24 protein-coding genes are annotated in these 24,045 nt (G+C 71.7%); 20 read left to right on the forward strand and 4 right to left on the reverse strand.

What is annotated here, in order from left to right:
- Positions 1–187: 187 nt before the first annotated feature.
- Complete coding sequence (locus J1M46_RS00455; protein ID WP_206445866.1) at positions 188–397, forward strand: type II toxin-antitoxin system HicA family toxin; 210 nt, start codon at positions 188–190, stop codon at positions 395–397.
- A gap of 11 nt (positions 398–408) precedes the next feature.
- Positions 409–867 carry a hypothetical protein gene (locus J1M46_RS00460; RefSeq protein WP_206445875.1) on the forward strand — a complete coding sequence of 153 codons (459 nt, stop codon included), beginning with the start codon at positions 409–411 and terminating at the stop codon, positions 865–867.
- Positions 868–876: 9 nt separating this feature from the next.
- On the opposite strand, the gene J1M46_RS00465 is transcribed toward J1M46_RS00460, so the two are convergent.
- Together J1M46_RS00465 and J1M46_RS00470 are read right to left on the reverse strand one after the other, a co-directional pair.
- Positions 877–1,545, reverse strand: coding sequence for a hypothetical protein (locus tag J1M46_RS00465; protein ID WP_206445878.1), 669 nt, complete (start codon positions 1,543–1,545; stop codon positions 877–879).
- Positions 1,546–1,615: 70 nt separating this feature from the next.
- Positions 1,616–2,332 carry a hypothetical protein gene (locus tag J1M46_RS00470; protein ID WP_206445880.1) on the reverse strand — a complete coding sequence of 239 codons (717 nt, stop codon included), beginning with the start codon at positions 2,330–2,332 and terminating at the stop codon, positions 1,616–1,618.
- Positions 2,333–2,520: 188 nt separating this feature from the next.
- On the opposite strand from J1M46_RS00470, the gene J1M46_RS00475 reads away from it, so the two are divergent.
- Both J1M46_RS00475 and J1M46_RS00480 read left to right on the forward strand, forming a co-directional pair.
- Positions 2,521–3,285, forward strand: coding sequence for a hypothetical protein (locus J1M46_RS00475; protein ID WP_206445882.1), 765 nt, complete (start codon positions 2,521–2,523; stop codon positions 3,283–3,285).
- Positions 3,286–3,342: 57 nt separating this feature from the next.
- Positions 3,343–4,002 carry a sortase domain-containing protein gene (locus tag J1M46_RS00480; RefSeq protein WP_342384206.1) on the forward strand — a complete coding sequence of 220 codons (660 nt, stop codon included), beginning with the start codon at positions 3,343–3,345 and terminating at the stop codon, positions 4,000–4,002.
- A gap of 10 nt (positions 4,003–4,012) precedes the next feature.
- Here J1M46_RS00480 and J1M46_RS00485 read toward each other — a convergent pair whose 3' ends face one another.
- Entirely contained in the window at positions 4,013–4,675 is a 663-nt protein-coding gene (locus J1M46_RS00485; RefSeq protein WP_206445884.1) for a GntR family transcriptional regulator, read from the reverse strand.
- A gap of 107 nt (positions 4,676–4,782) precedes the next feature.
- On the opposite strand from J1M46_RS00485, the gene J1M46_RS00490 reads away from it, so the two are divergent.
- The 14 genes from J1M46_RS00490 (at position 4,783) to J1M46_RS00555 (ending at position 18,945) form a co-directional block, all read left to right on the forward strand.
- Positions 4,783–5,805, forward strand: coding sequence for a tripartite tricarboxylate transporter substrate-binding protein (locus J1M46_RS00490; RefSeq protein WP_206445893.1), 1,023 nt, complete (start codon positions 4,783–4,785; stop codon positions 5,803–5,805).
- On the forward strand, positions 5,805–6,374 hold the full coding sequence (locus J1M46_RS00495) for a tripartite tricarboxylate transporter TctB family protein (protein WP_206445895.1): 570 nt from the start codon (positions 5,805–5,807) through the stop codon (positions 6,372–6,374). The genes J1M46_RS00490 and J1M46_RS00495 overlap by 1 nt, the downstream gene beginning before the upstream one ends.
- Positions 6,374–7,921 (forward strand): tripartite tricarboxylate transporter permease, encoded by a 1,548-nt coding sequence (locus J1M46_RS00500; protein WP_206445903.1) that lies wholly within the window; start codon positions 6,374–6,376, stop codon positions 7,919–7,921. The genes J1M46_RS00495 and J1M46_RS00500 overlap by 1 nt, the downstream gene beginning before the upstream one ends.
- Before the next feature lie 40 nt (positions 7,922–7,961).
- Positions 7,962–9,467 carry an MmgE/PrpD family protein gene (locus J1M46_RS00505; RefSeq protein ID WP_206445906.1) on the forward strand — a complete coding sequence of 502 codons (1,506 nt, stop codon included), beginning with the start codon at positions 7,962–7,964 and terminating at the stop codon, positions 9,465–9,467.
- A complete protein-coding gene (gene prpB, locus J1M46_RS00510) occupies positions 9,467–10,375 on the forward strand; it encodes a methylisocitrate lyase (RefSeq protein WP_206445907.1) in 909 nt (302 codons plus the stop codon). The genes J1M46_RS00505 and prpB overlap by 1 nt, the downstream gene beginning before the upstream one ends.
- An 85-nt stretch (positions 10,376–10,460) precedes the next feature.
- Positions 10,461–11,615: an oxidoreductase gene (locus J1M46_RS00515; protein ID WP_206445909.1), complete on the forward strand. Its 1,155-nt coding sequence runs from the start codon at positions 10,461–10,463 to the stop codon at positions 11,613–11,615.
- A gap of 170 nt (positions 11,616–11,785) precedes the next feature.
- Positions 11,786–12,949 (forward strand): acyl-CoA dehydrogenase family protein, encoded by a 1,164-nt coding sequence (locus J1M46_RS00520; RefSeq protein WP_206445919.1) that lies wholly within the window; start codon positions 11,786–11,788, stop codon positions 12,947–12,949.
- A gap of 179 nt (positions 12,950–13,128) precedes the next feature.
- A complete protein-coding gene (locus J1M46_RS00525; RefSeq protein WP_206445921.1) occupies positions 13,129–13,635 on the forward strand; it encodes a hypothetical protein in 507 nt (168 codons plus the stop codon).
- 144 nt (positions 13,636–13,779) lie between these two features.
- Positions 13,780–14,940, forward strand: a complete 1,161-nt coding sequence (locus J1M46_RS00530) for a bifunctional 2-methylcitrate synthase/citrate synthase (RefSeq protein WP_206445923.1) — start codon at positions 13,780–13,782, stop codon at positions 14,938–14,940.
- Complete coding sequence (locus J1M46_RS00535; protein ID WP_206445931.1) at positions 14,937–15,764, forward strand: aldo/keto reductase; 828 nt, start codon at positions 14,937–14,939, stop codon at positions 15,762–15,764. Before J1M46_RS00530 ends, J1M46_RS00535 begins: the two co-directional genes overlap by 4 nt.
- Positions 15,765–15,972: 208 nt before the next feature.
- Positions 15,973–16,416: a DUF2695 domain-containing protein gene (locus tag J1M46_RS00540; RefSeq protein ID WP_206445933.1), complete on the forward strand. Its 444-nt coding sequence runs from the start codon at positions 15,973–15,975 to the stop codon at positions 16,414–16,416.
- 38 nt (positions 16,417–16,454) lie between these two features.
- Positions 16,455–16,688, forward strand: a complete 234-nt coding sequence (locus J1M46_RS00545; RefSeq protein WP_206445935.1) for a type II toxin-antitoxin system ParD family antitoxin — start codon at positions 16,455–16,457, stop codon at positions 16,686–16,688.
- Positions 16,685–16,975: a type II toxin-antitoxin system RelE/ParE family toxin gene (locus J1M46_RS00550; RefSeq protein ID WP_206445937.1), complete on the forward strand. Its 291-nt coding sequence runs from the start codon at positions 16,685–16,687 to the stop codon at positions 16,973–16,975. The genes J1M46_RS00545 and J1M46_RS00550 overlap by 4 nt, the downstream gene beginning before the upstream one ends.
- 68 nt (positions 16,976–17,043) lie before the next feature.
- Complete coding sequence (locus J1M46_RS00555; RefSeq protein WP_206445939.1) at positions 17,044–18,945, forward strand: thioredoxin domain-containing protein; 1,902 nt, start codon at positions 17,044–17,046, stop codon at positions 18,943–18,945.
- Between the two features lie 87 nt (positions 18,946–19,032).
- On the opposite strand, the gene J1M46_RS00560 is transcribed toward J1M46_RS00555, so the two are convergent.
- A complete protein-coding gene (locus J1M46_RS00560) occupies positions 19,033–20,988 on the reverse strand; it encodes a phospholipid carrier-dependent glycosyltransferase (protein WP_206445948.1) in 1,956 nt (651 codons plus the stop codon).
- Between the two features lie 516 nt (positions 20,989–21,504).
- Here J1M46_RS00560 and rsmI point away from each other — a divergent pair.
- Both rsmI and metG read left to right on the forward strand, forming a co-directional pair.
- Complete coding sequence (gene rsmI / locus J1M46_RS00565) at positions 21,505–22,323, forward strand: 16S rRNA (cytidine(1402)-2'-O)-methyltransferase (RefSeq protein ID WP_206445950.1); 819 nt, start codon at positions 21,505–21,507, stop codon at positions 22,321–22,323.
- A 73-nt stretch (positions 22,324–22,396) separates the two neighbouring features.
- Positions 22,397–23,941, forward strand: a complete 1,545-nt coding sequence (gene metG / locus J1M46_RS00570; protein ID WP_206445953.1) for a methionine--tRNA ligase — start codon at positions 22,397–22,399, stop codon at positions 23,939–23,941.
- Positions 23,942–24,045 lie beyond the last annotated feature (104 nt).

The raw sequence follows: 24,045 nt of genomic DNA on the forward strand, positions 1-24,045 counted from the left end.
GCTCGCGAGAAGTGTGGAGAACGGAGTCGGCATGCTCAGGGTGACGGCATTTTCGGCACCATCAAGGGCGGAACTCCTGCGCGGAGACCGACATCGCCAAGATGGGTGGCCGTCACTCCGGCTCGGCGAAGAGACTGGAAGGCAAGGGTGCATTGCCCTGTCAGGCAAGGGGGAGTAGACTACGCTGATGAAGCCCCAGAAGACCAAGGATGTGACGAAGCATCTGAAGTCATTGGGCTGGGTGTTCCTTCGAGATGCCAAGGGCAGTCACGAGGTTTGGGGCCTGCCGGATGAGTCCGTCAAGCACCTGCTCCCGACCGGGCACAAGGAAATCTCGGCAGGAGTGCTCAATCAGTTGAAGGACAAGGGCGTCCCGATCCCGAAGCAGAGGCAGTAGGAGGCGAGACCATGACCACGAAGCGAACGCTCCGAGTGAACGCGTACCGCGAAGGACGGTGGTGGGTGTTCGAGATCCCTGAGCTCGATACCGGCGGTCAGGCCGCATCGCTCGCAGAGATTGCCGGCGAGGCCCGCGGTGGCGCAGCGGCATGGCTGGAAGTCGACGACGACACCATTGACATCGACGTGCACGTGCACGGCATCGACGACGCGCTTGCTGCCTGGGCAGCAGGCATGGCGGCAGAAGCGGACGCTCGAGCGGCGCAAGCCGCAGCTGCCGCGCAGAAGCGGAGCGCGCTCGTCGAGCTCACGAAGAGCTATGGACTCAGCGCAGCTGACGCCGGCCGGGCGGTCGGCATCAGCAAGCAGCGCGTCTATCAGATCGTCGCATCGCAGTCTGAGGGGGTTGCGACCACACGCTCGCTTGCATCGAAGAGCCGCCGTTCGGGCGCGGACCGCGGCCGCTGAGGGCCGGCGTCACTCGACCGTGAAGTCGGCGTGCCAGACGTAGATCGCGTCTGGCGGCGCGCCGGTCAGCGCAATGAGGCGCTCGGCATCGCCGATCGGCGGATGCTCGCCGTCCAGGGGTGCGAAGAAGATCTTGCGGGTCGTGGTGCCGTCGGCGTTCGGCGGCTGGTGCAGCTCCTGGAAGCCGGACTCCTCGCTCTGCGCGACGTAGCCGTTCGAGGCCGCCCACGCCTCGAGCTGCCCGAGTGCGCCGCCGTCGGTTGCGACGAAGGCCTCCGAGACCTGCACGACGCCCGACTCGCCGTCGGTCGGCGAACGGTACGTGATCGCGCACACGACGTCGAGGCCCGCGAGCGCCTCGGCCGCGATGAAGCCGGGCTCGGGAGCGGCCTGCGCCAGCTGCTCCTCCTGGGTGCCCATCCACCAGACGATCGACGAGCGGTCGACGATGAACGCATCGCCGCAGTACGGCGGCGCATCGGCCGACGCCGTCGGAGCGGGGGAGGGGGATGCGGTCGCGATCGCCGAGGGGGCTGCCGAGGGCGTGGCGGGCGCCGGTGTCTCCCGCGCGGTGGTGGCCGCGGGCTGCGGTGCGGCGCAGCCCGCGAGCGCTGCGAGGGCGAGCGCGAGCAGCGACCCGGCGAAGACCCGGCGCACGGGGTGGAAGGGAGACGACATGCCCCAGTCCATTCCTCCGGGCTGGGAGGGCGCTCGAGATCCGATCACGATCGGATCAAGGTTTCCGCCGCTAGTTGTGCTCGACCCAGCAGGTCAGCACGGCGGAGGCCATCTGGTAGGCGGCCTCGTCCTGCGTGCTGGTGCCGTTGCCGAAGCCGTCCGGCAGCGCGGTCGCGTCGACCGTGAGGGTCTTGCCGTCGCGGAGGAACGCGACCACCCCGTCGCCGGTCGAGAACGACGGCAGGCCGAGCCCGAGCATCCCCTCGATGTCCTCGGCGCCGAGCTGCTGCTGCAGGGCGTCGAAGTGCTCCTGCCCGGCCGCCGCATCCGTCACGTCGTGCACGGTCAGCACCACCGGCGCGCCGTCGACGTCGTAGGTGCACGTGAACATGGGGGAGTCCCAGCTCGACGACGGCACGGCCGAGGGCTCGAGATCGAAGATCTGTGCCGCCGAGGTGACCACCTGGCCGTCGCAGATCATGCGCGCCGCCTCGGACGCGCCCTGCGCATCCGTCATCTCGGTCTCGTGCGCGGCACCGTCAGTCTCGGGCGCGGCGCCGTCGGACTCCTGCGCGGCGTCTCCGCCGCTCTCGCCGTGCTCGGCGCCGTCCATCACCGTGCCATCGGGCATGGTGTGGGCGGGCGCCTCGGGCGACTGCGCCGGTTCGCCGGACGCTGCCGCGCAGCCGCTCAGCAGCAGCGATGCGACGGCGATCGTGGTGAGCAGGGTCGTGCTCGTCCGGGTCGTGTGAGCCCGGGTCGTGCTCTTGCGGGTCGTGCGAGCCATGGGAGCCATCCGATCTGTGACGTAGGGGTGCAAGGGGTTCGGCGCCGCGGCGCGTTCGGATTGGTGCGACGGCCAGCGATCGACGCCGCGCGGGAAAACTGCTCCAATCCGCATCGGCGAGGGTGCCGAACCACGTTCCAAGAGCGGGCACGACCAACTGCCCGAGACTCAAGGAAGAGGTACCGCTCATGAAGAAGACAGCACTCCTGCTGGTCGCACCGGCACTGGGCATCAGCCTGGTGGCGATGGGCGCCATGCCGGCGATGGCCCACGACGGAGCCCACGCGTACTCCACGACGCTCGACGAGCTCAACAACTCCGGCGCGACCGGTGAGGTCTGGATCGACGTCGAGGGCACGCAGGCCACCGTCACGGTGAACGCCTCCGGGCTGGCCGCCGAGTTCGACGGCGCGGCCTACCCGCACGTGCAGCACATCCACATCGGTGCGCAGGGCACCTGCCCCACCATGGATGCCGACGAGAACGGCGACGGCATCATCAGCACCACCGAGGGCGCCGCCTCCTACGGCGCCATCGGCACGACGCTGTCGATCGGCGACGCTGACAAGAGCCCTGACGGTGCGCTCGACCTGATGTCGGCGCCGAGCGGCGACACCATCACCTACAAGGAGACCTTCGACCTCAGCCAGGACGTGCTCGACTCGCTCGAGTCCGGCACGGCAGTCGTCGTGGTGCACGGCCTCGACCCGGCCACGCAGCCCGAGGGCGCGACCGAGCCGAGCGACCTGGTGCCCGAGCTGCCGCTCGCCGCCACCTCGCCCGCACTCTGTGGCGCACTCGCCATGGCACCTGCTGGCGGCGTCGACACCGGCGTCACCACCGCTGGCGACAACGGCGGCGAGATGGGCTTCGTCGCCCTGGGCGCCACGCTGGCCGCGATGACGGCTGCCGGCATCTACGTGGTCCGTCGTCGCACGGTTCGCGACAACTAAGCACCAGTCAGCTCGATGATGCTTCACGGAACGGGCCGTCGCCTCCGCCTCACGGCGGTGGCGGCGGCCCTCCTGCTCTCTCTCACCGCCTGCGGCACGGCCGCCGACGACGCGGCGCAGCCGGACGCATCCGCTGCCCCGTCTGCAGCCACGAGCGCGGCGGCCACCCCCAGCGCCGAACCGAGTGCCGAGTCCAGTGCCGAGCCGACCGCCGAGGGCGACGCGGCATCGAGCGCGGACGCCGACGCGCCGGCCATGGCCGCCTCGCAGCCCGTGCGCATCGACATCCCCGCGCTCGATCGCACCTCGGAGCTCATCGTCACCGGGCAGCGCGCCGACGGCACGCTCGAGGTGCCGCCCGGCGCCGAGGGCTCGCCCGCCAGCTGGTACGACGGCTCGCCCACCCCAGGCGAGCGCGGCGCGTCGATCATCCTCGGCCACGTCAACTCCCTCTCGGACGTCAGCGGCGTCTTCTACCAGCTCGACACGCTCGAGCCCGGCGATGAGATCCGCGTCACGCGCGAGGACGGCTCCACCGCGGTCTTCGAGGTCGATCACCTCGAGTCGTTCCCGAAGGACGAGTTCCCCACTCGCGCCGTCTACTACCCGGTGACGGGCGCAGAGCTGCGCCTGATCACCTGCGACGACCTGGGGGAGGGCGGCGACGAGTTCCCGAACAACACGGTGGTGTTCGCGACGCTCGTGCCGGGGGCGTAGCGACGCAGCCTCAGTCTGCTGCGTGGGCCTCCAGCATCAAGGAGATGGCGACGGCCTTCGCCGCAGCCAGGTGCTCGCGCATCACGGCCTCCGCGCGCTCGGGGTCGCGAGCCGCCACCGCATCGAAGATCGCGCGGTGTTCGTCCGCGGCATCGGAGGCGCGGCCCGGCCGCTGCGACGTCAGCGCGCGGTAGCGGTCGACGTGCCCGCGGACGATGCGGAGCAGGTTGACCGCGAGGTCGTTGCCGCTGATGCGCTGCAGCTCGTCGTGGAACTCGGCGCCGAACCGCACAACCTGCGTGTAGTCATCGCGCAGCCGATCCATCAGCAGGATCTGCTGCTCGAGCGTCACGACGTCGGACTGCGTCACCCGCCGTGCCGCGTCGGAGGCGATCAAGCCCTCGAGCCTCGCTCGCACGTCGTAGACGTGATCGAGCTCTTCCACCGAGACGGGCGCGACCATCGTGCGGTTCGTGCCGCGGCGGACGGCGAGGCCCTCGACGACGAGGGTGCCGATGGCTTCGCGCACCGGCGTGCGAGAGACGCCGAGCTGCTCGGCGAGCTCCGGCGCCGACAGCGGCGTGCCGGGCTCGAGCCGCCGCTCCACGATGAGGGCGCGAATCTGCTCGTACGTAGATCCGCCCTGGTCCCGGCGTCGCCCTCGATCGTCCATGGGCTGATCTTGGCACAGAACCGTGCTGTTGCACATCTGCATGCAGTTATGCAATCCTCGGATTCGGCGCCGTGATGACGGCCTGACAACGGCACGAAGGAGTGAACGTGAAGAAGCACTGGAAGCTGGCTGCAGTGGTGGGCGCAGCAGCCCTCGCATTGACCGGCTGCACGACGGCGACGCAGCCCGCAAGCAGTGAGGACGCGCCGGCCTCCGGCGAGCCCGCAGCTGCCGAGAGCCTGGGCCGCATGGAGATCATCGCGCCGGCCAACCCCGGTTCCGGATGGGACCAGACCGCCCGCGCCTTCGGCGGAGCGATGGAGGCGACGGAGCTCGCGGACTCGATCACCGTCACCAACGTCCCTGGGGCGTCGGGCACCGTGGCGCTCGCCCAGATGGTGAGCAACCCCGGTCAGGAGGGCGTCCTGATGGCCTCCGGGCTCGCGATGATGAGCGGCGTGCTCACCAACGACACCGGCGTCACGATGGAGGAGATCACCCCGATCGCGCGGCTGATCGGCGAGGCTGAGGTCATCGTCGTGCCAGCGGAATCCGAAATCCAGACCATCGAGGACCTCATGGCGCTCATCGCCGAGGACCCCGCGTCGGTCCCGATCGCCGGCGGCTCCGCGGGTAGCGCCGACCACGTCTTCCTCGGTCTCCTGGCCGAGGCGTACGACATCGCGCCGAGCGAGCTGAACTACGTGCCCTACTCGGGCGGCGGCGAGGCCACCACCGCGCTGCTGGGCAATCAGGTCAGCGCCGGCATCTCGGGCATCGGTGAGTTCAGCGAGCAGATCCTCGCTGGCGAGCTCCGTGGCATCCTGCTCTCGACCGCAGAGCCCATCGAGGGCATCGAGATCCCGACCGTCGCCGACATCGGCCACGCCGACCTTGAGTTCGCCAACTGGCGGTCGATCATGGCGCCGGGCGAGCTCGACGACGCGACCGTCGAGCAGTACGTGCAAGTCGTGACCGAGGTGGCCGCTTCCGAGGCATGGGCCGAGCAGATGGAGACCAACAACTGGGCTGATCTCTTCCTCGCCGGCGACGAGTTCGGCGACTGGCTCGAGCAGGAGAACACGCGCGTCGAGGGTGTGCTCTCGCAGCTCGGACTCGTCCTCGAGTGATGTCCGACCCCCAGCTCGTCTCCGGCTCGGGCGCAGCAGCTGCTGCGCCCGAGCCGGAGACGGCCGTCTCGCCGGGCGCGACGCGTGTGCAGCACCGCTGGCCGGAGCTGCTCCTGGCGATCAGCGTCCTGGCGATCGGCATCGTCACCATCCTCGATGGGATGTCGCAGCCCGTCTCCACCTCCGCATCTGGACTGGGTGCAGGCCAGTTCCCGATGCTCGTCGGCACGTTCACGAGCGCCCTCGGGGCGCTGCTCATCATCCAGGTGCTGCGCGGTCGGCTCGGCAGCCCCGACGCCGCCGAGGGTGACGTCGACATCACGCGGCTGCACTGGTGGCAGCTGCTGCTGGCGGCAGCGGCACTCGTCTTCTTCGCCCTCACCGTCGACGTGCTGGGCTACCCGGTCGCAGCCGCGATCACCTTCATCGGCGTCGCAGTCGCCACTGGCGCGCGGCGCTGGCTGATGACCATCGCCATCGGCATCATCATGTCGCTCGGCGTCTTCTACCTCTTCACGCTGCTGCTGCGGATCCAGCTGCCGGCGGGCATCTTGACAGGAGTGCTGTGATGGACGGCATCGAAGGACTCATCCACGGGTTCACGGTCGCGTTCACGCTGCAGAACCTGCTCTTCGCGCTGCTCGGCGCCTTCGTCGGCACGATGATCGGCGTGCTCCCGGGCATCGGTCCGGCGCTGACGATCGCGCTGCTGCTGCCGATGACCTATGGCATGCCCGTCGCGAGCGCGTTCATCCTCTTCGCCGGCATCTACTACGGCGCGATGTATGGCGGCTCGACCACCTCGATCCTGCTGAAGACACCCGGCGAGTCCGGCTCGATCGTCGCCGCCATCGACGGCAACATGATGGCGCGCGCCGGCCGCGGCGCAGCCGCCCTCGCGACCGCCGCGATCGGGTCGTTCATCGCAGGCACGATCGCGACGGTGCTTGTCGCGCTGTTCGCGCCGACGATCGTCGACATCGCGGTGCAGCTGGGCGCGGGCGACTACTTCGCACTGATGATCGTCGCGTTCCTCACAGTCGGCGCGCTCGTCGGCAGCTCGCCGCTGCGCGGCCTGACCGCGCTCGCGATCGGTCTCACCATCGGCCTGGTCGGCATCGACTTCCAGTCAGGGCAGGACCGACTGACCTTCGGCATGACCCGCCTGCTCGACGGCATCGACGTGGTGGTGCTCATTGTCGCCCTCTTCGCCATCGGCGAGGTGCTCTACGTGGTCGCGCACCAGACCTCGTCGAAGTACGCGGTCGAGTCGATCAAGGGTCAGACCTGGATGACGAAGGACGACTTCCGTCGCTCCTGGAAGCCCTGGCTCCGCGGCACGGGCATAGGCTTCCCGCTCGGCGTCATCCCCGCGGGCGGCAGCGAGATCCCCACGTTCCTCTCCTACGCGCTCGAGAAGCGACTGGCGAAGCAGGAGCGCAAGGCCGAGTTCGGCCGCGGAGCGATCGAGGGCGTCGCCGGTCCCGAGGCCGCCAACAACGCCAACGCGGCGGGCACGATGGTGCCGCTGCTGACGCTGGGCATCCCGACCTCCGCGACCGCCGCCATCATCCTCGTCGCGTTCCAGCAGTACGGGCTGCAGCCCGGCCCCGCGCTCCTGTCGACCGAGCCCGACCTGGTCTGGGGCCTGATCGCGAGCCTCCTCATCGGCAACTTCATGCTGCTCGTGCTCAACCTCCCGCTGGTCGGCGTCTGGGTGAAGCTGCTGAAGATCCCCAAGCCGTATCTGTTCGCCGGCATCGCGCTGTTCGCCCTGCTGGGCGCGTACGCCGTCAACGGTGCGTCGTTCGACGTGCTGCTGCTGATCGCCTTCGGTGTGGTCGGCTACCTGCTGCGTCGCTTCGGCTTCCCGATCGCGCCTGTCGTGGTCGGCGCCATCCTGGGGCCGCTCGCAGAGCTGCAGCTGCGCCGAGCGCTCGATATCTCTGCGGGCGACCCGACCGTCTTGATCACGTCACCGTTCTCGGCCATCGTGTACATCACGCTCGCGTTGGCACTCACGCTGCCCGTGCTCATCAGGGCGCTCAACAAGCGCAGGCTCACACGAACCACCATGCTCGAGACCGTGCGCGAGCACAGCAGCGTCGGCAACTAGTCCTTCCACATCCAGATCGAGCGTCAATCAAGGAGACGTCATGATTCAGCACGAGGTCCGTGCCCACAAGAGCGCCGAGAACCTGCCCCGCGAGGAGCAGCTGGCGTGGAAGATCGCGCAGGTGGCCGTCGACCCGGTCGAGGTGGAGGCGGAGGTCGTCGAGATGATCGCGAACCGCATCATCGACAACGCCTCGGTCGCGATCGCCTCGCTCAACCGGGCGCCGGTCGTCTCGGCGCGCGAGCAGGCGCTGCGCCACCCCTATCAGCCGGGCGCCGCCGTCTTCGGCGTCGAGGGCACCGTGAGCCCCGAGTGGGCGGCGTGGGCGAACGGCGTGGCCGTGCGCGAGCTCGACTACCACGACACCTTCCTGGCCGCCGAGTACTCGCACCCGGGCGACAACATCCCGCCGATCCTGGCGGTCGCGCAGCACGTCGGCTGCGACGGCGCAGCGCTGGTGCGCGGCATCGCCACCGGCTATGAGATCCAGGTCGACCTGGTGCGCGCCATCAGCCTGCACAAGCACAAGATCGACCACGTCGCGCACCTCGGCCCGTCGGCCGCGGCCGGCATCGGCACGATGCTGGGCCTCGAGGCCGAGACGATCTTCCAGGCCGTCGGCCAGGCCCTGCACACCACCACCGCCACGCGCCAGTCGCGCAAGGGCGAGATCTCCACCTGGAAGGCGCACGCGCCGGCCTTCGCGGGCAAGATGGCCGTCGAGGCGGTCGACCGCGCGATGCGCGGACAGACGAGCCCCGTGCCGATCTACGAGGGCGAGGACGGCGTGATCGCCTGGCTGCTCGACGGCTGGGAGGGCTCCTACCAGGTGCCGCTGCCCGCGGCGGGCGAGCCCAAGCGCGGCATCCTCGACACCTACACGAAGGAGCACTCGGCCGAGTACCAGGCGCAGGCCTGGATCGACCTGGCGCGCAAGCTCTCGGCCGAGCGGCCCGAGCTGCGCGAGCCCGAGAACGTCGCCTCGATCGTGCTCCACACCAGCCACCACACGCACTTCGTGATCGGCTCGGGCGCCAACGACCCGCAGAAGTACGACCCGACCGCGAGCCGTGAGACGCTCGACCACTCGATCCCCTACATCGTCGCGGTGGCGCTGCAGGACGGCGGCTGGCACCACGTCGGCTCCTACGCGCCCGAGCGCGCGTCGCGGCCCGACACGGTCGAGCTGTGGAACAAGATCACCACGCTCGAGGACCCGATCTGGACCGAGCGCTACCACGACCCGGACCCGCAGAAGAAGGCGTTCGGCGGCCGCATCGTGATCACCCTCGCCGACGGCGAGACGATCGAGGACGAGATCTCGGTGGCGGATGCGCACCCGGCCGGGGCGCGCCCGTTCGGCCGTGCGGAGTACGTGCAGAAGCTGCGCACCCTCGCGCAGGGCATCATCGAGGATGCCGAGATCGACCGCTTCCTGGCGCTCGTCGAGCGGCTGCCGGAGCTGACCGTCGACGAGGTGCGGCAGCTGAACGTCGTCGGCCCCGAGGGCACCATCGACGTCGGCACCACCAAGGGCCTCTTCTGATGCTGTCGACGACGATCACGCCGAGCGAGAAGCGGAAGGCGTTCCGGGCCGGGCTGGCCTCCGGCACGATCCAGCGCTTCCCGGGCGCGTTCACGCCGCTGACCGCGCCGCTCATCGAGCAGCTGGGCTTCGAGGGCGTCTACATCTCTGGCGCCGTCATGTCGGCCGAGCTCGGCCTGCCCGACATCGGCCTCACCACCCTCAGCGAGGTGGCGGAGCGGGGCAGGCAGATCAGCCGCATGACCGATCTGCCCACCCTGATCGACGCCGACACGGGCTTCGGCGAGGCGATGAACGTCGCGCGCGCCGTGCACGAGCTCGAGGACGCGGGCGTCTCGGGGCTGCACCTGGAGGACCAGGTCAACCCCAAGCGCTGCGGCCACCTCGATGGCAAGGAGGTGGTCTCGGCCGACGTCGCCGCGCAGCGCATCGCCGCCGCCGTCGCCGCCCGCCGCGACAGCGACCTCGTGATCATGGCCCGCACCGACATCCGCGGCGTGCAGGGCATGGCGGCAGCGATCGACCGCGCCAAGGCCCTCGAGGCCGCCGGCGCCGACGCCATCTTCCCCGAGGCGATGGCGACGCTCGAGGAGTTCGCGGCCATCCGCGCGGCCGTGCAGGTGCCGATCCTCGCCAACATGACCGAGTTCGGCAAGAGCGCCCTGTTCACCCACCAGCAGCTGGCAGACGTCGGCGTCAACCTCGCCATCCACCCCGTCTCGCTGCTGCGCATCGCGATGGGCGCCATCGAGCGCGAGCTCGGCCTGCTCAACGAGACCGGCACCCTCGACGGGGCGGTCGAGCGCATGCAGACGCGCGCGCGGCTGTACGAGCTGAACGACTACGCCGCCTACAACGAGTTCGACGAGGGCGTGTTCAACTTCGAGGTGCCCGGCGGCGCCCGCTGACCTGCGCATCGACTCGAGTTGGCGTGAACGGCCCGATTCCGGCGTGGAACCGGGCCGTCTGCGACACCTCACTGACGGGAGCTCCATGAGTCATCTGTTCACGCCCGTGCAGGTCGGGCCCATCGCGGCGCGCAACCGTGCCTGGGTCTCGCCCATGTGCCAGTACTCCTGCGACGCGCAGGACGGCATGCCCGGCGAGTGGCACCACGAGCACCTCGCCTCCTTCGCGCGCGGCGGCGCCGGGCTGGTCATGACCGAGGCCGCCGCCGTCGTGCCCGAGGGCCGCATCTCGCCGCAGGACGCCGGCATCTGGAACGACGCGCAGGCCGAGGCCTGGGCGCCGATCGCCGCCCGCATCCGCGCCCACGGCGCCGTGCCCGCCATGCAGCTCGCGCACGCCGGCCGCAAGGCATCCACCTACCGCCCGTGGTCGGGCCGCGACACCGTGCCCGCGGCCGAGGGCGGCTGGCAGAGCGTGAGTGCGACGACGGATGCGTTCGGTCGCTTCGCGCCGCCGCGCGCGTTGACGGCGGCGGAGGTCGCGGCGCTGCCGGAGGCCTTCGCCGCGGCCGCCCGTCGCGCGGTGGGCGCCGGCTTCGAGGCGCTCGAGGTGCACGCCGCCCACGGCTACCTGCTGCACCAGTTCCTCTCGCCGCTGTCGAACACGCGGACGGACGAGTGGGGCACTGCCGATTGGCGCACCGCAGCCGGCGAGCGCGACCCGCGCGGGCTGCGCGTCGAGCTGCTGCGCCAGGTGGTCGCGGCCGTCCGGGCAGCGGCGCCGGAGGCCGCGCTGATGGTGCGGTTGAGCGCGAGCGACTGGGTCGAGGGCGGCATCGACACCGCCATGACGATCGAGCACGTGCGCGTGGCCGCCGAGGCGGGCGCCGACTGGTTCGACCTCTCCTCGGGCGGCCTCGACCCGCGGCAGCAGATCGCGCTCGAGCCCGGCTACCAGGTGCCCTTCGCCCGCGACGTGCGGGCGGCGACGGGCGTGCAGGTGAACGCGGTCGGCCTGATCGACGAGCCGGCGCACGCCGAGCGGGTGCTCGCCGAGGGCGACGCCGACGCGGTCATGCTCGCCCGCCCCTGGCTGCGCAACCCGCACTGGGCGCTGGCGGCCGAGGCCGAGCTCGACGGCGACCCGCAGGGCCGGCCCGACGCATCCGCCGACACCGTCTCGGTGTGGCCAGCGCAGTACACGCGCGCCAGGCACGTGCCGCCGCCCGCGGCCGGCTGAGCGGCGCGGCACGCGAACGGGCTCGAAGCGGCGCGGCACGCGAACGGGCTCGAAGCGGCGCGCGCGATGCGGCATGCTTGAGGGCAGCGCCCAGCGTGGAGCGCGACCGATCGAGACCCGGCCGGCCGCCCACGCACCGACGGCGGCTGCACCGAACAACGGGAGACCTGATGGCGATCGACCTGTCCACCTACTCGCTCACCGACGACGAGCTGACGCTCTCGGAGGGCGTGCGCGACTTCGCCGAGCGCGTGGTCGCGCCCGTCTCGTACGAGGCGGATCGCACCAAGACGCTGCCGATGGACGTCGTGGCGCAGATGGGCGAGATGGGCCTGTTCGGGATCCCGTTCCCGGAGGAGTACGGCGGGCAGGGCGGCGACTACTTCGCGCTCTGCCTCGCGATCGAGGCGCTCGCCCGCGTCGACCAGTCGATCGCGATCACGCTCGAGGCCGGCGTCTCGCTCGGCGCCATGCCGATCTTCAACTTCGGCAGCGACGAGCAGAAGGCCGAGCTGCTGCCGGCGCTGCTCGCGGGCGAGGCGCTCGCGGGCTTCGGCCTCACCGAGCCCGAGGCCGGCTCGGACGCCGGCGCCACCCGAACCACCGCGCGCCTCGAGGGCGACGAGTGGGTCATCAACGGCTCGAAGCAGTTCATCACCAACTCGGGCACGCCGATCACGAAGTTCATCACCGTCACCGCCGTCACCGGCGAGACCGACGGCCGCAAGGAGATCTCCACCATCTACGTGCCCAACGGCACGCCCGGTTTCACGGTGGAACCCGCCTACGACAAGGTCGGCTGGCACGCCTCGGACACGCATCCGCTGACCTTCTCCGACGTGCGGGTGCCGGCGGCGAACCTGGTCGGCCAGCGCGGCCGCGGCTTCGCGAACTTCCTGCACATCCTCGACGAGGGACGCATCGCGATCGCGGCGCTCTCGACCGGCGCCGCCGAGGGCTGCCTCGAGGAGGCGGTCGACTACGCGCACAAGCGCAAGGTCTTCGGCGAGCCGCTCGCGAGCCGCCAGAACGTGCAGTTCGTGCTCGCCCGCATGCAGACGCGGGTGCACAACGCGCGCCTCGCCTGGCACCACGCCGCGCGGCTGCGCGATGCCGGCAAGCCCTTCAAGACCGAGGCGGCGCTGGCGAAGCTCACCGCGAGCGACGCCGCGATGGACAACGCCCGCGACGCCACGCAGATCTTCGGCGGCAACGGATTCATGAACGAGTACTCGGTCGCGCGGCACTACCGCGACTCGAAGATCCTCGAGATCGGCGAGGGCACCAGCGAGGTGCAGCTGCTCGTGATCGCGCGCGCGCTCGGCGTCGCCTGACCGCTCGGGCTCGATCGGGCGGGGTCGCTCGATCGCGCGTTGCGCCTGACGCGCGGGCGCCGCTCGTCGCTCGATGAGAGGCCTCTCATGAGCGCTTCCTCCTCACCTCACGCGCGCCGACGAGAGTTGGTCTCACCAGGCCCCGACGCACCGGGGATCACAGACGCAGGAGGCACAGCATGAACACCAAGTGGATGGCAATGGGCGCAGTGGGAGTCCTCGGACTGGGCGCGATCGCCGCCAGCGCGGCGGGTATCGCGAACGCCGTGGAGCTGCGCACCGCAGACGGCAGCGTCGTCGACGCCGGCACCACCAGCGGCGACATGCTCGACAGCGGCACCGTGCAGATCAAGTCGAGCGGCGACCACGCATCCGTGGTCTCGGCCGCCTCCGCTGCCGACGCCCCCTCGGCGACGGCCTCGGCCACCTCGCCCGTCAGCGCGAACTCGCCCGCGTCGGCGCCTTCGGCGGCGACCACGGCACCGGCACCGGTGCAGCAGCAGGCGCCCGCGCAGCAGCACTCGGCGCCCAGCCCGGCCTCGGCGCCCAGCCCGGTCTCGGCCCAGAGCCCCGTCTCGGCGCAGAGCCCGGCCTCGGCACCCAGCGCGCAGTCGCCCGTCTCGGCACCGAGCGCCCCGTCGGCGCAGTCGCCCGCCTCGGCCCCCTCGGCCGGTTCGAACGACTGACCCGCGCCCCGCACGCACGACGCCCCGCCCTCCACGGCGGGGCGTCGTGCTGTCTGCGCATCGGCCGTCGCGGCGACCCGTGAGACGGGGCACTGCCCGCGCCGCCCGCTGCACATCCGCGCCCATCCCTCCCCGAGGAGCACCATGGCTGAGCCTGACATCAAGAAGGGCCTCGCTGGCGTCTACGCCGACACCACCGAGGTCTCGAAGGTCAACCCCGACACCAACTCCCTGCTCTACCGCGGCTACCCCGTGCCAGAGCTCGCCGCCACCCAGCCCTTCGAGGCCGTCGCCTACCTGCTCTGGCACGGCGACCTGCCCGATGCGGCGCAGCTGGCCGAGTTCCGCGCCAAGGAGCGCGGGCTGCGCGCCCTGCCCGACAACGTCAGGACGGTGATGGATGCGCTGCCCGAGACCGCGCATCCGATGGACGTCGTGCGCACGGCCGTCTCGATCGTCGGCGCCAACGACCCGAACGCCGAGGACGCATCCGACGACCTCGACAAGGCCTTCACCCTGTTCGCCGTGCTGCCCTCGATCGTCAGCTACGCGCAGCGCAGCCGCAACGGTCAGCCGCTGGTCGAGCCGCGCGACGACCTCGACTACGCCGCGAACTTCCTCTGGATGTCGTTCGGCGCGGAGGCCGACCCGATCGTGGTCGAGGCCTTCAACCAGTCGATGATCCTGTACGCCGAGCACTCCTTCAACGCCTCGACCTTCACCGCGCGCGTGGTCACCTCGACGCTCGCCGACCTCTACTCGGCCGTCGTCGCCGCGATCGGCGCCCTCAAGGGGCACCTGCACGGCGGCGCCAACGAGGCCGTGATGGAGGTCTTCGGTGAGGTCGGCAGCGCGGAAGAGGCGGATGCGTGGATGCAGACCGCGCTCGACGAGAAGCGCAAGATCATGGGCTTCGGGCACCGCGTGTACAAGAACGGCGACTCGCGCGTGCCGACGATGCGGGCGGCCCTCGAGCGGCTCGTGGAGCACTACGACCGGCCCGACATGCTGGAGATCTACCACGCGCTCGAGCAGGCGATGGCCGACCGCAAGCCCATCAAGCCCAACCTCGACTTCCCCTCCGGCCCGGCCTACGCGCTGATCGGCTTCGACGTGCCCATCTTCACGCCGCTGTTCGTCGCCGCGCGCGTCACCGGCTGGACGGCGCACATCATCGAGCAGCGCGCGAACAACGCGCTGATCCGGCCGCTCTCGGCCTACAGCGGGCCGGACGAGCGGCACGTCGACGGCGTCGACGCATCCGCCCTGCCCCAGGACACATCGACCATTGAGGAGACCGAATGAGCATTCCCGCACTCGAGCTGAACGACGGCCGCAGCATCCCGCAGCTGGGCTTCGGCGTGTTCAAGGTCGACCCGGCCGAGACCGAGCGCATCGTGCTCGACGCGCTCGAGGCCGGCTATCGCCACATCGACACCGCCGCCATCTACGGCAACGAGGAGGGCGTGGGCCGCGCCATCGCCGCGTCGGGGATCGCGCGCGACGAGCTCTTCGTCACGACCAAGCTGTGGAACGACCGCCGCGGCGCCGACGACACGCGCGCGGCGATGGGGGAGAGCCTCGAGAAGCTGGGGCTCTCGCACGTCGACCTCTACCTGATCCATTGGCCGACGCCCGCCGCCGGCTCGCCGGTCGAGACCTGGGAGACGCTGGCCGCACTGCGCTCGGAGGGGCTCGCGACGTCGATCGGCGTCTCGAACTTCGACGAGCGGTACCTGCCGGCGATCCTCGAGACCGGCATCGTGCCGGCCGTCGACCAGATCGAGCTGCACCCGCAGTTCCAGCAGCGCGCGGCGACGGCGCTGGCCGCCGAGCACCGGATCGCCATCGAGGCGTGGGGGCCGCTCGGCCAGGGCAAGGTCGACTACTCGGGCGGGGCGATCGGCGAGATCGCCGAGCGACTGGGCGTCTCGTGGGCGCAGGTCGTCATCGCCTGGCACCTGGCCTCCGGCCGCATCGTCTTCCCGAAGTCGAACCGCCGCGAGCGCATGGCCGAGAACGTCGCAGCCGCGTCGGTGCAGCTGCGTGCCGACGACGTGGCCGCGATCGACGCGCTCGATCAGGGTGCCGCTGGCCGCGTCTCCTCTGATCCCGCCGAGGTGAGCTGAGGCGAGGCAGCTGCGGCCGATCCGGACGCGGTGCGCGCGTGACTGGCGAAGCCGGACCCTGTAGAGATTGTGGGACCCGATCTATCGGGTCCCACAGTCTTTTTCGGGTCCAGCAGGCGCTGGCGATGCGCTCGTCGCGACCACGGTTCTGCACAGGTGGCCGCCGCGGCTGCTCGAGGCGAGGCGCATCCATGCCACGGTGCGCGGCATGGACGAACCGATCACGGCCGAGGCCGAGGGCTATGTGCGCGAGCTGGCAGAGCTGTGGCTCGCGCCCCACGAGCAGGAGTGCCTCGCCTGCTACCTCGACCGGGTGGTCGCCGTGTTCGGTTGCCAGGGCGACCTGCGCTTCGCCGGGCGCTTCCGCGACCTCACCGCGCCGCGGGCGACGGCGCTCGAGCGGCGGCTGTCCGACTCGGGCGGCTGCTGCGATTGCGAGGTGCTCACGAACGCGATGCAGCCCGCCTGGCACCTGTGGAGGCCTCGCCACTGGGTGCTCGTCGACGGCCTGAAGAGCCAGGTCGACGCCGAGCCGCCGAAGGAGATGCCGCCCTGCACGGGTGTGCGCCGCGGCTCGACGCAGCCCTGCCGCAACTGGCACTCGATGCTGCGGCCGAGCTGGCGTGCGCGCCGCTTTGGGCAGCGCGGATGACGTCGGCAAGCAGTACCAAACCTTGGTACCTTCGCGGCATGGCACGGAACACATCGATCAGCCTGGACGAGCACTTCGCGGACTTCCTGTCCCGGGAGGTGTCGTCAGGACGCTACGGGTCCGCAAGTGAGGTCATTCGCGCCGGACTGCGGCTCTTGGAAGACCAGGAGACGCGGCTGGCGACGCTCCGATCAGCGCTGGTCGAGGGTGAGGAGAGCGGCGCGCCGGAGGAGTTCGACTTCGACGCGTTCGTCGTCGCGAAGCAGGCATGAGCGAATACCGGCTGACGCCGGCCGCGAGGCACGACCTCTCGTCGATCTGGGACTTCACCGAGGAGCGCTGGGACGTCCGCCAGGCGGAGACCTACGTGCTCGAGATCAGGGCGGCGATCGAGCGCGTCGCTGCCGACCCTGATCGTGGGCGAGCCTGCGACGAGATCCGCGCAGGCTACCGGCGGTACAGCATCGGCAGCCACCTGATCTTCTATGTCCCGAGCGACCACGGCGTGGACGTGATCCGCATCCTCCACCAGCGCATGGACCCGACGCGACACGTCTGACCCCATCGCGTCTCGCATCCGCTGCTCCGCACAGAGCGCGCAGGCGGCTGGCCGCGTACCGTGGGCGCATGAGTCGCATCGCCGACAACCGGCTCGGGGCCGCCACCAGCGACTACCTGCGCCTGCACGCCGCCAACCCGGTCGATTGGCGCGAGTGGGGCGATGCCGCCTTCGCCGAGGCGCGCGAGCGCGGCATGCCGGTGTTCGCCTCCGTCGGCTACGCCACCTGCCACTGGTGCCACGTGATGGCACGCGAGTCGTTCGCCGACCCGGCGATCGGGCAGCAGCTGCGCGAGGGCTTCGTCGCGGTCAAGGTCGACCGCGAGGAGCGGCCCGACGTCGACGCAGCCCTCATGGGCGCGGCATCCGCCTTCACGCGCAATCTCGGTTGGCCGCTGAGCGTGTTCCTCACCCCCGAGGGGCTGCCGTTCTTCGCCGGCACCTACTTCCCGCCGGTCGGACGGCAGGGCATGCCGGGCTTCCGCGAGGTGCTGGCGGCGGTCGGGCAGGCCTGGCACGACCACCCGGATGCGGTGGCCGGCACGGCGGCGCAGGTGCAGGAGGCGCTGCGCTCGGCGAGCGCCGGTGCGAGAGCGAGCGGCGGCATCGGCGAAGGCACGGGCGATGGTGAGCTGCCCGACGTAGCAGCGGTGCGCGCGGCGCTCGCGGCCACCGCCGGGCAGGAGGACGCCCGCTTCGGCGGCTTCGGCGAGGGACAGAAGTTCCCGCAGGCGCCGCTGATCGTGGCGCTCGCGATGGCGGAGGTTGGCTCCTCTGAAGCCGATGATGCAGGGCCGGCGGGAGAACTGCGCGAGCTCGCCGGACGGCTGCTCGACGCGGCCGCAGGCGACGACGCGGTGGTCGCGGCCGGCGGCTACTCGCACCTGCGCGGCCGCGACGGCGGGTTCTTCCGCTACGCGACCCAGCGCGACTGGTCGGTGCCCCACTTCGAGCGGATGCTGGTCGACAACGCGCAGTTGCTGCACGCCGCGACGCTCCTGGGCCGCGAGAACGTCGCTGCGGGGATCGTCGACTTCCTGGCCGAGGTGCTGCGGCTGCCGAGCGGCGCGTTCGCCATCGCCGAGGACGCCGAGTCGCTCGTCGACGGCCAACGCGTCGAGGGCGGCTGGCACCTGCCGGAGCATGCCGGGGCGCAGCGCGATCGCCCACCGCTCGACCGCCTGGTCGTCACTGGCGCCAACGGGCTGGCGATCGAGGCGCTCGCGATCCGAGCGCTGCGCGACGAGGACGGCCGCGCACTCGAGCTCGCGACCGCCGCCGCCGAGCACCTGCTCGCCGCCCACGCACCCCACGCGCAGGCGGAAGCGGATGCGGGCGCGGACGCCGACGCGGAGCCGGTCGCGGATGGGCTGGCGCCCGGCGCGCTGGTGCACGCGAGCCTCGACGGGGTGGCCTCGAGCGCTGTGGCCACCGCGGCCGACGCGGGATGCCTCGCCAGCGGGCTGCTCGCGCTCACCGCCGCGACCGGCGAGGCGCGCTGGGCGGTCGCCGCGCGCGCGATCCTCGACGCGGCGCCCGACCCGGCGGTGACCGCATCGCAAGGGCCCGCGCTGCAGCTCGGCCCTGCCTCCGACGGCGACGCGCCCTCCGGGCAGGCGGCGATCGCGGGGGCGCTGCAGCAGCTCTACGCCCTCACCGGCGAGGCCGCGCACCTCGAGCGCGCGACGCGGCTGCTCGACGCGAGCCTGGCGATGCGCAACCCGTTCGCCGGGGCCGCCACGCTGAGGGTCGCCGGATTGCTGACGGAGCCGCCGCGCACCGTCGTGATCGTGGGGGAGCCGCCCGCCGCCGAAGCCCGCGAGCTGCGCCGCGAGCCCGGTGCGCTCGCGGCGACGGCGGAGCAGGCAGCAGCGCTCGCCGGCGCGGGCTTCGCGCTGCTCGAGGGCAAGAGCGAGCCCGGCGCCTACCGCTGCGAGGGGTTCGTCTGCGAGCTGCCGCAGCGATACTGAGCGGCCTCGACAGCGGAACGCAGGCGCCGCGCCGACACTGTTCCGCGGCCTCGACCGCGGGCGGCAGGCGGCCGGCGCGGGTGGGCGCTACGGCCAGATCGGCGACGGCGGCCAGTAGCGCAGGCGGATCTGCGGCTCGGGCATCGCGATGCCGTACGCGACCGGCAGGAACCACAGCGCGACGGCGATGCTGACGATCACCAGCACGGCGATCACCGTCCAGCCGGCCGCGCGGCGCTCGACGTCGTCCTCCCAGCGGCGCAGCCGCAGGCGGCGGGTTCGCCGCCGGTGCGGCGCGTGGTGGGGGATCGCGGCGGCGACGTCCGCGTCAAGGCGCGCCGACGCATCCGCCATCTCGAAGTGGGGCGGCGCACCCGGGGTGGCCGGCGCGCTCGAGCCGGCCGACGCATCCGCCATCTCGAAGTGGGGCAGCCCACCCGGGGTGCCCGGCTTGCTCGAGCCGGCCGACGCATCCGCCCCCACTGCCTCCACCACGGCAGCGCCCACCACGGCAGCGCCCGGCACGGCAGCGACCGGCACGGGCGGGCGGTAGCGGCCGACGAGCAGCTGCAGGGCGTAGGCGAGGCCGATGAGCATGAACGGCAGGAAGACGATCGCGTAGAAGAAGAAGATCGTGCGGTCGGGGAACGCCAGCCACGGCAGGTAGCCGGCGGCGATCGCGACCAGCAGGAAGCCGGCGCGGCGGTCGAGCGCGCGGCCGAGCCAGAACAGCAGCACGCCGATCACGAGCACGCCCGCGTACCAGGTGAGCAGGTTGGGCAGCGCGGTGATCCACCACACGCCTGCCTCGGTCGTCGCCGACTCGAACGCCGTCGGGCGACCGAGCCACAGCCACTCGACCGCCGGCGACTGGTACGGGTGATCCTTGTCGAGGCCGACGTGGAAGCCGAGCTGCTGCGCGTGGTACATCCACAGCGACTGCAGCCCCAGCGGCACCCAGGCGAGCAGGCCGCCCCAGCGCAGGTCGGCGCGCTCGAGGGCGAGCTGCGAGCCCCAGCCGCCGTCGAACCAGCCGGCGTAGCTGGCGACGTAGACGACCAGCGCCGGGCCGACGAGCAGCACGACGCTGGCGGGCGCCTGCAGCAGCAGGGTGCTCAGCCACGGGCGGCGGAAGCCGGCGCGGCGGCGGTCGAGCGCGTCCATCAGCACGATCCAGGGCCCGAACAGAGCGAGGAAGGCCGCACCCGACCACTTGGTGGCGCAGGCGGCGCCCAGCAGCACGCCGGCGACGATGATCCAGGGGCGGCTCCAGACGGCGGCCAGGAAGCGCCGCGGCCCTTCGGCCAGCGCCCGCACCGTGCGGGCGGGGGAGCCGCGCCGGTCGAGCAGCAGCGCCCCGGCGCCGGCCAGCACGAACAGCGCGAGCATGCCGTCGAGCAGCGCCGTGCGGCTCATCACGATCGCGAAGCCGTCGATCGCCAGCCAGAGCGCCGCGAGCGACGCGAACGCGATCGAGCGCAGCATGCCGCGGGCGATCGCATAGGTGAGGCCGACCATCGCGATGCCGGCCAGCGCGCTGGGCAGCCGCCACCAGAACGGGTCGGTCATGCCGAACACCGCCATCGCCATGCCGATGATCCACTTGCCCAGCGGCGGGTGCACGACGTAGTCGGGCTCGCTCGTCAGCCCGCTCGCGTCGCCGGCCTCGAAGGCCTCGTTCGCCTCCTCGCCCCACTCGCCCTCGTAGCCGAGCTGCCACATCGACCAGCCCTCTTTGACGTAGTACGTCTCGTCGAAGACCAGCTGGTGCGGGTGGCCGAGCGCTGTCAGCCGCGCGATCGCAGCCACCGTCATGATGGCGACCGGCGCTGCGATCTCGAGCGTGCGGCGGATGCGCGGCTCGTGCAGCCGCGCTTCCACGCGGCCGTACGCCGCGGTGAGCCGCTCGAGGCGCGGCCGGGAGGGCGCGTCGGGCGCGCGCTCGGCCTCGACCGCGACGCCGGCGCCGCCCCGGGCGCCGCTCGCGCCGCCGGTGCCGCCTGCGCTGGCGCCCGCGGCGGGGTCGTCGCTGGGCAGGGTCACACGGCCGATTCTGGCATCCGATCCTGCGGCGGACGCGCGCCGCTGCCGCGTGCGGGACGAAATGTGCACGCGCGCGTGGTGGTGGGCCCGGTGATGTTCGCCATCGCGGGCGCGGCGGCCGCCGTTGGCGTGCACATGTTGGCGCCGGGCGGCAGGAGCGGGGCGGCCGCCGGCGTGCACTTGGCACGACGCGCGACGCCCGCTGCCCGCGGCGACGTGCACGCGCAATGCGCGGCGGACGGGCTGAGATGTGCACGCGCACTCGGCGGTCAGCCCCGCAATGTCGGGCCTCGCCTGCGAAGCAGCCGCCGGCGGCGTGCACATGTTGGCGCCGGGCGCCAGGCGCGGGGCGGCCGCGGGCGTGCACATGTTGGCGCCGGGCGCCAGGCGCGGGGCGGCCGCGGGCGTGCACATGTTGGCGCCGGGCGCCAGGCGCGGGGCGGCCGCGGGCGTGCACAGGGTGGCCCGTGGCGGAGCCAGCGCGCCCGCCGAGCGGCCGCCGCTAGCCTGGGCGGCGTGATCATCCTCGGCGCCACCCCCATCGGCAATCTGGGCGACGCGAGCGGCCGGCTGCGCGAGGCGCTCGCGACCGCGCCCGTCATCGCCGCCGAGGACACCCGCACGACCAAGCAGCTGCTGCGCGCCCTCGGCATCGACGCATCCGCCGTCTTCGTCGCCCTGCACGAGCACAACGAGGAGGCCGCCTCGCCAGCGCTGGTCGAGCGCGCCCGCGACGAGGACGTGCTCGTGCTCACCGACGCCGGCATGCCGACCGTCAGCGACCCCGGCTTCCGGCTCGTGCAGGCTGCGGTGGCCGCGGGGGTCGGGGTGACCTGCCTGCCGGGGCCCTCGGCGGTGCTGACGGCGCTCGCGCTCAGCGGACTGCCCACCGACCGCTTCGCGTTCGACGGGTTCCTGCCGCGTAAGGGCGGCGAGCGCGACCGCTTCCTGCAGCAGGTCGCGCGCGAGGAGCGCACGCTCGTGCTGTTCGAGGCGCCGCACCGGCTCGCCGAGTCGATCGAGGCCATCGCCCGCGCGATGCCCGAGCGCCGCATGGCCGTGTGCCGCGAGCTCACCAAGCGCTTCGAGGAGGTGCGGCGGGGCACCGCCGCCGAGCTGCTGCCGTGGGCGAGCGAGGGCGTGAAGGGCGAGATCGTGCTGGTGATCGAGGGCGCGACCCCGGCGCTCACCGACGTGGATGCGGCGGTGCAGCAGGTGCTGCGCCTCAAGGAGGGCGGGATGCGGTTGAAGGACGCCGCCGCCGAGGTCGCGGAGGCGACCGGGCACGCGCGCAACGCCCTCTACCAGGCCGCGCTCACGCATCCGCCCGCCTGACCCCGCCACTGCGGCCGCCGTCGAGCCCGGCGGAGGCGCAGCGGGCCGACCGGCGGCTCGTAGACTGGACCCCATGCCCGAGCGCTTCACCGTGACGACGCCGATCTACTACGTCAACGACGTGCCCCACATCGGCCACGCCTACAACGAGGTCGCCACCGACGTCCTCGCCCGCTGGCACCGCATGCGCGGCGACGACACGTGGATGCTCACCGGCACCGACGAGCACGGGCAGAAGATCATGCGCACGGCCGCCGCCAACGGCGTCAGCCCGCAGGAGTGGACCGACCGGCTGGTCGAGACCGCCTGGAAGCCGCAGCTCGAACTGCTGAACATCCAGAACGACGACTTCATCCGCACCACCAGCGAGCGGCACAAGGCGGGCGTGCGCATCTTCCTCGAGCGGCTCAAGGAGGCCGGCTACATCTACCACGGCGAGTTCGAGGGCCAGTACTGCGTCGGCTGCGAGGAGTACAAGACGGCTGGCGATCTGGTGCCGGGCACTGGTGAGTATGAAGGCCAGCTGGTGTGCGCGATCCACTCGCGCCCCATCGAGGTCGTGCGCGAGGCGAACTACTTCTTCAAGCTGAGCGAGTTCGGCGACCGGCTGCTGGCGCTCTATGACGAGCGCCCCGACTACGTGCAGCCCGAGCACGTGCGCAACGAGGTGCGGCAGTTCGTCAAGCAGGGCCTCACCGACCTGTCGATCAGCCGCAACACCTTCGACTGGGGCATCAAGGTGCCGTGGGACGAGTCGCACGTCGTCTACGTCTGGTTCGACGCGCTGCTGAACTACATCACCGCTATCGGCTACGGCGTCGACGACGAGCAGTTCGAGCGCCGCTGGCCGGGCGTGCACATCGTCGGCAAGGACATCGCGCGCTTCCACGCCGTCATCTGGCCCGCCATGCAGATGGCCGCCGGCCTGCCCATCAGCGAGCACGTCTTCGGCCACGGCTGGTTGCTCGTCGGCGGCGAGAAGATGTCGAAGTCGAAGGCCACCGGCATCGAGCCGAAGCAGATCACCGAGGTCTTCGGCGTCGACGCGTTCCGCTACTACTTCATGTCGGCGATCGCCTTCGGCGCCGACGGCTCCTTCTCGTGGGAGGACCTCGACGCCCGCTACCACTCCGAGCTCGCCAACGGCCTCGGCAACCTCGCCTCGCGCGTGATCGCCATGGTGCACAAGTACTGCGACGGCGTCGTGCCCGAGGTCGCCGTCGACGCCGAGCTGCAGACCTTGATGGCGGATGCGGTGGGTCGCGCCGACAGCGCGATCGACACGTTCGCGATCCACGACGCGGTCGACGCGGCGATGTCGATCGTCGAGCGGCTCAACGGCTACATCACCGAGCAGGCGCCCTGGGTGCTCGCGAAGGACGAGGCGCAGCGGCTGCGGCTGCACGCGGTGCTCGCCACCAACGTGCAGGGCATCGGCACGGCCGCGATCATGCTCGCGCCCGTCATGCCCGAGACCGCGCAGAAGCTCTGGGCCGCGGTCGGCGGCGAGGGCGAGGTGTCGGCGCAGCCGATCCGCGAGGCGCACCAGTGGCGCGGCACCGGCCGCGTGACGACGGTGCCGCCGCTGTTCCCGCGTATCGAGCAGCCCGCGGACTGAGCCCGCGCGCCCGCCGCGCGCCGCGCGCCGCGCCGCGCGCCGCGCCCCGCTCGCGCGGGGAATGACGATTTCGTGTGGGAGTGACGCAACACTCCTGCACGGAT

This window comes from Agrococcus sp. KRD186 (assembly GCF_017168255.1).
GTDB lineage: Bacteria > Actinomycetota > Actinomycetes > Actinomycetales > Microbacteriaceae > Agrococcus.